The organism is Pseudomonas sp. WSY_20, assembly GCF_043104335.1.
GTDB classification, from domain to species: domain Bacteria; phylum Pseudomonadota; class Gammaproteobacteria; order Pseudomonadales; family Pseudomonadaceae; genus Aquipseudomonas; species Aquipseudomonas parafulva_B.
The window spans coordinates 1-648 of sequence record NZ_JBICKP010000006.1 but is presented as its reverse complement, the minus strand read 5'-3'; the positions used below and the strand labels follow the sequence as shown (position 1 = coordinate 648).

Here is a 648-nt window from a genome sequence, read left to right as displayed (position 1 = left end):
CGAAGCCGTCAGCGTGGCAGTGGTCGTGTCGATCGAGTCGTTGATCGTCGTTACCGCTGGCGTCAGATTAGGCGTCAGCTGCTCGAAGTTACCGCCCGTAGCGCTGTCGATGGTCACACTAACGGTCGAGCCGTTGTTATAGACGTCGTTGGCCGGGGTCTGGAAATCGATGCTGCCTTGAGTCTTGCCCGCTTCAACGGTGATGACCTGGCCATTGGACAGGGTCACGGTCACCGGGGTCTGAGCCGGGTTGGTCAGGGTCACGGTGTAGGTGATGACGCCGCCTTCAGTGACGCTCGGCGAAGCCGTCAGCGTGGCAGTGGTCGTGTCGATCGAGTCGTTGATCGTGGTAACTGCAGCCGCTGGATTCGGGGTCAGTTGTTCGAAGTTGCCACCCGTAGCGCTGTCAATAGTCACGCTAACGGTGGAGCCGTTGTTGTAGACGTCGTTGGCCGGGGTTTGGAAGTCGATGCTGCCCTGGGTCTTGCCTGCTTCAACAGTGATGACCTGACCATTGGACAGGGTCACGATCACCGGGGTCTGAGCCGGGTTGGTCAGGGTCACGGTGTAGGTGATCACGCCGCCTTCAGTGACGCTCGGCGAAGCCGTCAGCGTGGCAGTGGTCGTGTCGATCGAGTCGTTGATCGT

1 protein-coding gene is annotated in these 648 nt (G+C 60.2%); it reads right to left on the bottom strand.

Annotation, left to right across the window (positions count from 1 at the left end):
- A partial coding sequence (locus tag ACF8E5_RS00270) for an immunoglobulin-like domain-containing protein (protein ID WP_392474739.1) occupies positions 1-648 on the bottom strand: 648 nt, incomplete at both ends.